At 69.0% G+C, this 9,676-nt stretch carries 15 protein-coding genes; 7 read left to right on the forward strand and 8 right to left on the reverse strand.

The features are described from left to right. A partial coding sequence (locus V6M46_RS10490) for an Hsp70 family protein (protein WP_146159520.1) occupies positions 1-97 on the reverse strand: 97 nt, incomplete at its 3' end. Between the two features lie 135 nt (positions 98-232). Between V6M46_RS10490 and V6M46_RS10495 the strand changes: the two genes are divergently transcribed. The 3 genes from V6M46_RS10495 to V6M46_RS10505 are packed head-to-tail and all read left to right on the forward strand — an operon-like array spanning position 233 to position 1,987. Continuing rightward, positions 233-826 (forward strand): hypothetical protein, encoded by a 594-nt coding sequence (locus V6M46_RS10495; protein WP_332664598.1) that lies wholly within the window; start codon positions 233-235, stop codon positions 824-826. 54 nt (positions 827-880) lie between these two features. Next, positions 881-1,453, forward strand: a complete 573-nt coding sequence (locus V6M46_RS10500) for a PsbP-related protein (RefSeq protein ID WP_332664601.1) — start codon at positions 881-883, stop codon at positions 1,451-1,453. A 45-nt stretch (positions 1,454-1,498) separates the two neighbouring features. Then, positions 1,499-1,987, forward strand: coding sequence for a hypothetical protein (locus V6M46_RS10505; protein WP_332664604.1), 489 nt, complete (start codon positions 1,499-1,501; stop codon positions 1,985-1,987). Between the two features lie 10 nt (positions 1,988-1,997). Here the strand turns inward: V6M46_RS10505 and V6M46_RS10510 are convergent, their stop codons facing one another. From V6M46_RS10510 to V6M46_RS10520, 3 genes are read right to left on the reverse strand one after another with little or no spacing between them, the layout of a single operon-like run. After that, entirely contained in the window at positions 1,998-3,245 is a 1,248-nt protein-coding gene (locus V6M46_RS10510; protein WP_332664607.1) for an RNA polymerase sigma factor, read from the reverse strand. A 58-nt stretch (positions 3,246-3,303) separates the two neighbouring features. Beyond that, positions 3,304-3,669, reverse strand: coding sequence for a YciI family protein (locus V6M46_RS10515; protein ID WP_332664610.1), 366 nt, complete (start codon positions 3,667-3,669; stop codon positions 3,304-3,306). A 1-nt stretch (position 3,670) separates the two neighbouring features. Continuing rightward, positions 3,671-4,045, reverse strand: a complete 375-nt coding sequence (locus tag V6M46_RS10520; RefSeq protein ID WP_332664611.1) for a YciI family protein — start codon at positions 4,043-4,045, stop codon at positions 3,671-3,673. A gap of 205 nt (positions 4,046-4,250) precedes the next feature. On the opposite strand from V6M46_RS10520, the gene V6M46_RS10525 reads away from it, so the two are divergent. Together V6M46_RS10525 and V6M46_RS10530 are read left to right on the forward strand one after the other, a co-directional pair. After that, positions 4,251-4,673 (forward strand): hypothetical protein, encoded by a 423-nt coding sequence (locus V6M46_RS10525; protein WP_332664612.1) that lies wholly within the window; start codon positions 4,251-4,253, stop codon positions 4,671-4,673. A gap of 28 nt (positions 4,674-4,701) precedes the next feature. Continuing rightward, positions 4,702-5,376, forward strand: coding sequence for a TetR/AcrR family transcriptional regulator (locus tag V6M46_RS10530; protein ID WP_332664613.1), 675 nt, complete (start codon positions 4,702-4,704; stop codon positions 5,374-5,376). Positions 5,377-5,379: 3 nt separating this feature from the next. Here V6M46_RS10530 and V6M46_RS10535 read toward each other — a convergent pair whose 3' ends face one another. Together V6M46_RS10535 and trhO are read right to left on the reverse strand one after the other, a co-directional pair. Further along, positions 5,380-5,748, reverse strand: a complete 369-nt coding sequence (locus V6M46_RS10535; protein ID WP_332664615.1) for a YidH family protein — start codon at positions 5,746-5,748, stop codon at positions 5,380-5,382. Further along, a complete protein-coding gene (gene trhO, locus V6M46_RS10540; protein WP_332664617.1) occupies positions 5,745-6,629 on the reverse strand; it encodes an oxygen-dependent tRNA uridine(34) hydroxylase TrhO in 885 nt (294 codons plus the stop codon). Before trhO ends, V6M46_RS10535 begins: the two co-directional genes overlap by 4 nt. A gap of 81 nt (positions 6,630-6,710) precedes the next feature. On the opposite strand from trhO, the gene V6M46_RS10545 reads away from it, so the two are divergent. After that, complete coding sequence (locus tag V6M46_RS10545; protein WP_332664619.1) at positions 6,711-7,058, forward strand: LuxR family transcriptional regulator; 348 nt, start codon at positions 6,711-6,713, stop codon at positions 7,056-7,058. Further along, entirely contained in the window at positions 7,055-8,467 is a 1,413-nt protein-coding gene (locus V6M46_RS10550) for an amidase (RefSeq protein ID WP_332664621.1), read from the forward strand. Before V6M46_RS10545 ends, V6M46_RS10550 begins: the two co-directional genes overlap by 4 nt. Positions 8,468-8,471: 4 nt before the next feature. On the opposite strand, the gene map is transcribed toward V6M46_RS10550, so the two are convergent. Together map and V6M46_RS10560 are read right to left on the reverse strand one after the other, a co-directional pair. After that, complete coding sequence (gene map, locus V6M46_RS10555) at positions 8,472-9,239, reverse strand: type I methionyl aminopeptidase (RefSeq protein ID WP_332664623.1); 768 nt, start codon at positions 9,237-9,239, stop codon at positions 8,472-8,474. Continuing rightward, positions 9,236-9,676 (reverse strand): hypothetical protein (locus tag V6M46_RS10560; RefSeq protein WP_332664625.1); only part of this gene is annotated, 441 nt, incomplete at its 5' end. The genes map and V6M46_RS10560, both read right to left, overlap by 4 nt.

Here is a 9,676-nt window from a genome sequence, read left to right on the forward strand (position 1 = left end):
CGCCCTCGGCGTTGGCGATGACGGTGGGCTCGCCACCTTCGAGTACGGCGACGACCGAGTTGGTCGTGCCGAGGTCAATTCCGACCGCTCTGGCCATGGTGTTTCCTCCTGCTGTTGGGTGCTGATGATGACTTCAAGAATGTGTGTCAAATGACTTGAGTCTGATGTTATCAACTTTGACCTGAGCCGATTCATTCCGGGTCGCAGACAGGAATCAGATACGTTTCGGGTCATGAAGTCGCTCCCCCGCTCCGCAGCAGCGGTCGCCGCCGTGCTCGTCGCGACGCTCGCCGCATGCACCGGCACCGGCACCGGGACCGGGACGGACAGGAGTCCCGCACCCACGATCGAGACCAGCACGACGCCCCTGAGCGCCGAACCGGCCGAGGGCAGCATGCTCTCGAACGACGACTTCAGCTTCACCATGCCGGAGGGCTGGGCGGAGTCCGAGCAGACGCGAGCGATCGCGCTGGCGATCGATCTCGAGGACCACGACGCGTTCCCCGACAACATCAACGTCGTCACCGACGACACCGTCGTCGGGCTCGAGGGTGCCGAGCTCGAAGAGGCGGCGGAGCAGATCCTGGCGGACGCCAGCGCGACCCACATCACGACCAAGGAACCCGTCCAGATCGACGGCGAGCAGGCCGTGCACACCAGCGCGTACGTCGAGCTGAGCAACCCGAAGCACCGCGTCGAGCAGTACGTCGTCGTCCACGACGAGACCGGCTACATCGTGACGGTGTCGTTCAGCCCGGACGTGCCCGCCGCAGAGCGCGATGCCCTCAGCGAGTCGATCCTCACGACGTGGAGATGGGACTCCTGAGCCAGCTCCTGTGTTCCCGCACTCCTCGGGTTGCGCGCTGCTACGTTCTCGGACATGAAGTCACTTTCGCGAGCGATCGCGGTCGTTGCCACGGTCGTCGCGACAGTCACCGGATGCGGTGGCAGTGGCTCGGACGACGAGTCCCGACCCGGCGCGGCCACTCACAGCTCGACGGTCAAGCCTGCCGGCGGCGACACGATAACCGCCGACGGCTTCAGCTACACGGTCCCAGAGGACTGGAAGGAATCGCCCCAGTCGACGTTGCTGTCGCTCGCCTTCGATTCCGAGCCCACGAAGGGCTTCCGCAGCAGCGTCAACGTCGTGAGCGATGACACGATCGTCGGCTATCACAGCGAGAAGCTCGAGAAGGCCGTCAAGAAGGTGCTCAACAACATCAAAGCATCGGACGTGACGATCAGGGATCGCACCGAGATCGACGGCGAAGAGGCGGTGCACTCTGCCGCGGTCATGGACATGAACGGGAACAAGTACCGAATCGAGCAGTTCGGCGTCGAGCATGACGGACGGGGCTATTTCGTGACGGTGTCGTTCCACCCCTCCATCCCGGAGCCCGAGCGCGACGAGGTCAGCGAGTCGATCCTCACGACCTGGAAATGGGACTCCTGAGCCAGGCGCTGTGACGCTGCACCGACGGTGCTCTACTGTGACGGCATGAATCAGGTCGACGAGCGCAGCGAAGCCTGGGCCCGCGCAGCCCACGAGCTGGTCACCGAGACGGCTTCGCGCCAGATCTCGCGGGACATCGCCCACCTGGCCGAGATCGAGGTCGACAGCTTCGGCACCCATGCGGTCTCGCCTCCTGAGGGCTACCAGGCTCCGTCCTCGGGCGTCATCACGACGCATGTGCTGGCCCGCTCGCGCGACGTCCCCGAGGCGACCGTCGAGACGCGGGTCGCCGTCTGGGTCGCCAAGGAGCCCAACGAGCCGGCCGTGTTGCTGACCCGGGTCGGCAGCGACCGGGTCCTCGAGCTCTCCGCCACCGATCTGGATCCCGAGCCCACCGCGCAGGCCCGTGGCCAGGTCAACGACTACGTCGCGGTCGTCATCGCCCACATGGTCTCGTCGCTCAACGCGGCGATGCAGCGTACGTACGGCCACGAGAGGTCCGAGCCGGGCGAGGCGGAGTACGGCGAGAGCTGACCACCGCCTGTCACTCGGCGACGGTGGCGGCCCGCTGCAGCAGCAGCGCCCGTTCGCGCTCGTTCTGGGTCAGTCCGGCCGCGCGCTCGAACTCCGCGCGGGCCTCCTCGACGCGCCCCAGCCTGGCCAGCAGGTCGCCGCGGATGCTGGGCAACAGGTGATAGCCCTCCAGCTCCGGTACGCCCACCAGCTGATCCGCCAGGGCGAGCCCGGTCGCGGGCCCCTCGGACATGCCCAGGGCGACGGCCCGGTTGAGCTCGACGACGGCCGATCCCGAGAGGATCGCGAGCGACTCGTAGAGCCCCGCGATGCGAGCCCAGTCGGTGTCGTCGGCGGTGCGGGCGCGGGCGTGGCACGCGGCGATGCCCGCCTGCAGCACGTACGGTCCGGGTGGACGGCCGAGTGACTCGGCACGCTCGAGCGCGGCCAGGCCGCGGCGGATCAGCAGGTGGTCCCAGCGGGAACGGTCCTGCTCGAGCAGCAGGATGGGGGTTCCGTCGGCGTCGGTGCGGGCGGCGGTGCGTGACGACTGGATCTCCATCAGCGCGACGAGACCGTGCACCTCGGGCTCGGCCGGAGCCAGGGTCGCCAGGATCCGTCCGAGGCGTACGGCCTCGTCGCACAACGCCGGCCGCAACCAGTCGTCGCCGGCGGTTGCCGAGTAGCCCTCGTTGAACAGCAGGTAGAGCACGCCGAGCACCGCCGAGAGGCGAGCCGCGCGCTCGTCCTCCGCAGGCTCCTCCATGGGTGCGCCGACCTCGGCCAGCATCTTCTTGGCACGCGTGATGCGTGCGCCGATCGTGGACTCCGAGGTCAGGAACGAGCGTGCGATCTCCTTGGTCGTGAGGCCCGCGAGCAGCCGCAGCGTCAACGTGACCTGGGCGCCGGAGGACAGGGCCGGGTGGCAGCAGATGAACATCAGCCGCAGGACATCGTCCTCGACGTGGTCGATCGACGACTCGATGCCGGCCACGACGTCCTCCTTCCGCTGCCCGATCTCGCCGTAGGCGCGATCCTGTCGCTCGCGGCGCCGGAAGGTGTCGATCGCGCGGCGCTTCGCCACCGACATCAGCCACGCGCCGGGGTTGTCCGGCACGCCGGACTCCGGCCACTGCGCAAGCGCCGCCTCGAGGGCGTCCTGCGCGAGGTCCTCGGCCAGCCCCACGTCACGGGTGATGCGTACGAGCGCGGCGACGAGCTTCGTCGACTCGACGCGCCACACCGCCTCGACCGTGCGGTGGAGGTCCTGATCGGCCATGACACCGATCAAACCATCACCGCCGGTCGGCGGGTGTCACTCCTGCGGATCGTGCGGGTCAGCCTTCGGTGATGCTGCCGGCCACCTGCCGCAGCTCGGTGACGACCTCGAGGTCGGGCCAGTGCTCGGCGTGCAGGTCGACGAAGCCGCGAGTCCAGGCCACGGCGTCCTCGGGTGTCGGCGCCTCGATCAGCATGAAGCCGCCGACGACCTCCTTGGTCTCCGCGAACGGGCCGTCGGTCATCATGACCTCGCCACCCCGCGAGGCGACGCGGATCGCGGCCGAGGTCGGGGTGAGACCGGCATCGGTGACGACCTTCGCGTGCCGCTCGTCCGCCACATGGGCGAACATCGCGTCGATCAGCCCGGCCGGAGGTGCCTCCTCGACGTTCTCGTCGACATGGATCAGCACGAGAAATCGCATGTCAGGCCTCCACGTCGTCGGGGCCGAACACCTGACGGACAACGCTGGTGCCCTCGAACCCGGGCCAGACGTCCAGGTGGATCTGCATGAACCGGCGGGACCACTCGACCGCCTCCTCGACGGAGCGGACGTCGTACATGCCGTAGCCGCCGATGACCTCCTTGGCCTCGGCGAACGGGCCGTCGGTGACGGTCATCTTTCCGCCGGAGATGCGGATGTGCGGGCTGGTCTCGATCGCGCCGAGTCCACCCTGGTCGACGACGACCCCGGCGGCGACCGCTTCGGCGCCGAAGGCGGCGATGGCCTCGAACAGCTCGGGCGGCGGCGGGCCCCACGGCTGGGCGGGATCGGACTCGATGTAGCTGAGGAATCGCATGATGTCTCCTTGTGTCGGTGGCGGCCCGTCCGGACCAGCCTTTCACTCGTACGTCGACGGGTGGGGCCCGAATTCGACACGACCCCCACAAGAATCTTCCAGAACTTCTCGGCGAGACGTATGACACAAAGTTGAACAGGTTCAGAAAATTGCCCTACAGTCGGAGATGTCATAGTTGAACACGTTCAAAAGATGGAGCAATGCCATGAACTGGACCGTCGGCGCGTACGTCGCCTATCTCCTCATCGCCGTGCCGATCACGGTGTGGGTCGCCTCGACGCTGTCGCACAACGGCCGCGTCTTCCTCGCGGATGTCTTCGACAGCAACGAGCAGCTCGCGGATGCGATCAACAGGCTGCTGGTCGTCGGCTTCTACCTGCTCAACCTGGGCTTCGTGATGCTGTACCTCCGCGGTGGCGGTGCCGTCGCGGACCTCACCGGGCTGTTCGAGACGCTCAGCGTGAAGATCGGCATCGTCATGCTGGTGCTGGGCGTGATCCACTTCGTGAACGTCATGGTGTTCTCGTCGATGCGTCGCCGGGGCCGGGCCGACGCACGCCGCGCGCAGATCCCCCCGACGATGAACCAGCCGTACGCGTCGCCGTACCCGCCACAGCCCCAGCGCTGAGCCGGGCGGGGCGACTAGATTGGCCAGCGTGACCGACACCGCCCCCCGCTCGACCAAGGCCGAGCAGACCAGGCAGTCGATCATCGACGCGGCGATGCGGCTGTTCCGGTCGGGCGGCTACGACCAGGCGACGATGCGGGCGATCGCCGACGAGGCGGGGGTGTCGGTGGGCAACGCCTACTACTACTTCTCGTCCAAGGAACACCTGATCCAGGCCTACTACGACCAGATCCAGGCCGCGCACGCCGAGGCCGCCGAGGCACCGCTCGCCGGCGCCGACGATTTCACCGGCCGGCTGCGCGGGGTGCTGCTCGCCTGGGTCGACGTGGCCGAGCCCTATCACGAGTTCGCCGGCAAGTTCTTCAAGAACGCCGCGGAGCCCAGCAGCCCGCTGTCACCGTTCAGCGAGGACTCCACCGCTGCGCGGGAGGCGGCGATCGAGCTGCATCGCCGGGTCATCGACGGCTCGGACCTCAAGCTCGTCAAGGGTCTGCGCGAGGAGCTGCCCGAGCTGCTGTGGCTCCTGCAGATGGGCATCGTGCTGTTCTGGGTGCACGACACGAGTGCCGGTCAGCAGCGCACGCGCGACCTGGTCGATCAGGCCGTGCCGATCATCGACCGGATGCTCCGGCTCACCCGGCTCCCGGGCGTACGCGGTGTGGTCGACGACATCGTGGGCCTGATCCACATGATCCGGCCCTAGCCGTCAGCGCATCGCGGCGACGACGACGCCGACAGTCGCGCCGAGGATGAGGATCGCGACGACAGCCGCCATCAACAGCGGACCACCGAACCCCGGCAGGGGCTGTCCCGTGCGAAGGGCCCGGTCAGTGGCGCGCCAGCGCCACCACGCCTGACCGATCGACAGGCCGGCGGCGGCCAACAGGCACAGCGACACGGCTGTCTCGACCCGATGGTCGAGGTCCACTGCGGGCGTGTGGACCGCGATCGCCCCCGCCACCAGCGCCAGCGAGGTCCGCACCCATGCCAGGAACGTGCGCTCGTTGGCCAACGTGAAGCGCAGGTCTGGCTCCTCCCCGTCGGCCGCCCCGCCCCCGATGGGCCGGCGCGTCATCGGTGGCCCTGGCAACGGTCGTTGCGCGACCGGCACCCGTCACAGCGGTTCATCTGGCGTACGCATGACACGTCGCCGCAGTCCGCGACCTGGTTGGTGGGCGCCTCGCACGTGTCGCAGCTGCCGACCAGCACGGTGTGGTCGGAGAAGTCCATCGTGATGCGGTCGTCGAAGACGTACAGGGAGCCCTCCCAGAGCCCGTCGTCGCCGTAGGCCTCGCCGTACGTCGCGATGCCGCCGTCGAGCTGGTAGACCTCCTGGAACCCGCGGTGCTTCATGAGCGGGGTGAGCACCTCGCAGCGGATTCCCCCGGTGCAGTAGGTCACGACCGGCTGGTCCTTGAGGTGGTCGTACGCCCCACTGTCGAGCGCAGCGATGAACTCCCGCGTCGTCTCGACCGGTGGGCGTACGGCACCGGCGAAGTGTCCGATCGCCGACTCGATCTGGTTGCGGCCGTCGAAGAAGACGACGTCCTTGGACTCCACGAGGGCGTGCAGCTCGGCCGGCGTCAGGTGGGTGCCGCCGTCGACGACCCCGGTCTCGTCGACCTGAAGCTCATCCGGCGCGCCGAACGTCACGAGCTCGTCGCGCACCTTGACGCTGAGTCGCGGGAAGTCGGCGGTCGTCCCGTCCTCGAGCGCCCGGCCCTCGCTCCACTTGAAGTCGATGTCCTTGAACGGGGCGTAGGCCCGGGTGCCGCGGACGTACTTCTTGAGCTGGACGACGTCGCCGCCGAGCGTCGCGTTGATGCCGTCCTTGGTGATGATGATGCGGCCCCGTACGCCGAGCGAGTCGCAGAGCGTGTGCTGCCAGAGCCGGATCGCCTCGGGGTCGGCCAGGGGGGTGAAGGCGTAGAACAGCAGGACTTTCGGGGTGGCCACGGGGCAATCCTAGAAGGCTCGCGACGCATCAGGCGCGACAGGCTGATGGCCCTGAGGCCACCGGCGGGGTTGAATGAGGCCATGGACCCCTTCAACGTGTACACCCAGGCCGCCGAACTGCTCGACAACGCGCGGGCGAGCTCGGCCGGGCGAGCGGCCTACATGCCGGTGGGCGGGCCGGGCACCGAGATGACCCAGACGATCATCGCGCTCGCCAGCGGCTTCCGCCTCGACGAGCACGAGAACCCGGGGGAGGCGACCGTGCTCGTCCTGTCGGGCGAGGTCGAGCTCGGTTCGGGTGATGAGGTGTGGTCAGGGTCCGAGGGCGACCTCCTCGACATCCCCGACGCCCGCCACCAGCTGCTGGCGAAGACCGACGCGACGATCCTGCTGACCTCGGTGAAGCGCCGCTCCGGCCTCACGGCGTGAGCGAGCTCCACGAGCTCGATGCCACGGCGCAGGCGTCTGCCCTCCGGTCCCGCGAGGTCTCGTCAGTCGAGCTCGTCCGGCACCACCTCGACCGCATCGCGGCGCACGCGTCGGCGCTCGGCGCGTTCGTCACGATCACCGCGGAGCAGGCGCTCGCCCAGGCGGCCGAGGCGGACACGCAGATCGCCTCGGGAGAGGCTCCCCCGTTCACCGGGGTGCCGACGGCGTTCAAGGACGTGACGTTCACGCGCGGCATCCCGACCTCGATGGGATCCGCAGGGATGCGCGACTTCGTGCCGGAGATCAACGCGTACGTCGTGGACCTCGTGGAGTCGGCCGGGTTCATCAGCCTCGGCAAGACCAACACCCCGGAGTTCGGTCTCTCGTCATACACCGACAACGACATCATCGGGCCGGCCCGCACGCCGTGGGACCTCACCCGCAACGCCGGTGGGTCCAGCGGCGGGGCAGCGGCTGCGGTCTCGGCCGGCCTCGTGCCGGTGGCGCAGGGCAGCGACGGTGGCGGGTCGATCCGCATACCCGCGAGCGCGTGCGGGATCTTCGGCTTCAAGCCCAGTCGCGGCCGGGTCAGTGCGGGACCGGTCGGCTCCGACTGGAGCGGCCTGGCAGGCGACGGGCCGTTGACGCGTACGGTGCGCGACGCGGCCGCGCTGCTCGACGCCATGGCTCATCCGGAGCCCGGCGACGTACGCCCGTTGCCCGAGCCGGCCGTCCCTTACTCCGAGTGGGCGCGGCGGGCGCCGCGGCGGATGCGCATCGCGCGGTGGTCGCGGACACATCTCGACGGCATCGCGCCGGGTGATGACGCGGTCGAGGCGTGGGAGTCGGCGAGCCGGCTACTGGAGTCGCTGGGCCACGTGGTCGTCGACGTCGGCAACCCGTTCCCGCCGGACCTCGAGCCGCAGTTCAACATCATCTGGTCGAGTGGCATCGCCTCGGCGGCGATCCCGCCGGAGGCCGAAGCCCTGCTGCGGCCCAACACGCGCTACTGGCGTGACCGCGGGCGCGCGTCGACGGCGATCGAGCTGACCCAGGCCCTGCAGTACCTCGAGCTGACGACGCGGCAGGTCATCACGGACCTGCAGGCGTACGACGCGTTCCTGACCCCGACCCTGGCGCTGCCGCCGCAACCGGTCGAGTGGTTCAACGAGTCGGGCGACCCGGTGGAGGACCACCGCCGGGAGCTGCTGTTCACGCCGTACACCGCGCTCTACAACATGAGCGGCCAGCCGGCGGCGAGCCTGCCGCTGCACTGGACCGCCGACGGTCTCCCGGTGGGCGTCATGCTCGCGGGGCTGCCGGGACAGGACGGTCCGCTGTTCAGCCTGTGCGCGCAGGTCGAGGCGGCCGCGCCGTGGCACGACCGACGTCCGCCCGGCTTCGCCTGATCGCTCAGTCGCGCGTGGTCATGACGATCGGATCGCCGTCGGTGATCGCGATCGTGTGCTCGACGTGCGCGCCTCGCGAGCCGTCAGCACTGCGGATCGTCCAGCCGTCGTCGTCCATCACGATCTCGTCGGTCGTGTGCAGGAACCACGGCTCGATCGCGATCACGAGGCCGGGCTTGAGCGGGAAGCCGCGACCGGCCCGGCCGTCGTTGGGTACGTGCGGGTCGCCGTGCATCGTCCGACCGACACCGTGGCCACCGAACTGCGTGTTGACCTTGAGGCCGTGCGAGCGGCCGACCGCGCCGATCGCCGCCGAGATGTCGCCGACCTTGTTGCCCGCGCGGGCGACCTTGATGGCTGCGTCGAGCGCCTCCTGGGCGTGGTCGATGAGGCGTAGGTCCTCTTCGCGCGCAGTGCCGACGACGACGCTGACCGCCGAGTCGCAGACCCAGTTGTCGACCGAGGCGGCGAAGTCGAAGCTCACGAGGTCACCGTCGCGGAGCTTGTACTTGTGCGGGAGACCGTGCAGGACGGCATCGTTGACCGACGTGCAGAGCACCTTGCCGAACGGCATCGCGCCGAAGGACGGGTGGTAGTCGATGTAGCACGACTCGGCTCCGCGCTCGCGGATCATCTTGTGCGCGAGGGCGTCCAGCTCGAGCAGGTCGACGCCCACGTCGGCGGCTTCGGAGACCGCGGTCAGCACGGAGGCGACGAAGCGGCCGGCCGGCCGCATCTCGTCGATCTGGGTGGGCGTGAGGAGCTCGATCATCGGCGGCCTTCTGTGCTGATCGGGGTGGGTCGGGAACCGGCGAGGCCGAGGGCCAGGCCCGCGACTCCGGCTGCGGCAGTGAGCGAGTTGCCGAAGATGTGTCCTTCAGCGGCGCTGAACGCCGACGAGGCGGCGAGTGCACCACCCAGGAGCGCGGCAGCGACGGCGGCATGATCGCGCGGGGTGTGCTGTGTGCGGACACTCCACAACTGGTAGATCACGCCCGCACAGACGACGGCGCCGGCGATCACGGCGATGCGGCCAGTGGCGGCGGCGCCCTTGCTGAGGTCGTCTTTGGCCGCGAGGTCGACGACGTACGCGATCAACACGACTGCCCCCGCGATCGTCGCTGCCAGCAACGTGCGGCTGCCCCTCATACGTCCTGCTCCATGTGTCGTCTCATCGGCGCCAAGCGTACGCCGGGGTGATGGAGCGGT

The sequence above is a fragment of the Aeromicrobium sp. genome (assembly GCF_036676885.1).
Taxonomy (GTDB): Bacteria; Actinomycetota; Actinomycetes; order Propionibacteriales; family Nocardioidaceae; genus Aeromicrobium.

Bases quoted from the DNA above. Each gene is read 5' to 3' on its own strand.
- V6M46_RS10495 (WP_332664598.1), top strand. From the start codon at position 233: ATGAAGTCGCTCCCCCGCTCCGCAGCAGCGGTCGCCGCCGTGCTCGTC.
- V6M46_RS10500 (WP_332664601.1), top strand. From the start codon at position 881: ATGAAGTCACTTTCGCGAGCGATCGCGGTCGTTGCCACGGTCGTCGCG.
- V6M46_RS10505 (WP_332664604.1), top strand. From the start codon at position 1,499: ATGAATCAGGTCGACGAGCGCAGCGAAGCCTGGGCCCGCGCAGCCCAC.
- V6M46_RS10510 (WP_332664607.1), bottom strand. From the start codon at position 3,245: ATGGCCGATCAGGACCTCCACCGCACGGTCGAGGCGGTGTGGCGCGTC.
- V6M46_RS10515 (WP_332664610.1), bottom strand. From the start codon at position 3,669: ATGCGATTTCTCGTGCTGATCCATGTCGACGAGAACGTCGAGGAGGCA.
- V6M46_RS10520 (WP_332664611.1), bottom strand. From the start codon at position 4,045: ATGCGATTCCTCAGCTACATCGAGTCCGATCCCGCCCAGCCGTGGGGC.
- V6M46_RS10525 (WP_332664612.1), top strand. From the start codon at position 4,251: ATGAACTGGACCGTCGGCGCGTACGTCGCCTATCTCCTCATCGCCGTG.
- V6M46_RS10535 (WP_332664615.1), bottom strand. From the start codon at position 5,748: ATGACGCGCCGGCCCATCGGGGGCGGGGCGGCCGACGGGGAGGAGCCA.
- V6M46_RS10545 (WP_332664619.1), top strand. From the start codon at position 6,711: ATGGACCCCTTCAACGTGTACACCCAGGCCGCCGAACTGCTCGACAAC.
- map (WP_332664623.1), bottom strand. From the start codon at position 9,239: ATGATCGAGCTCCTCACGCCCACCCAGATCGACGAGATGCGGCCGGCC.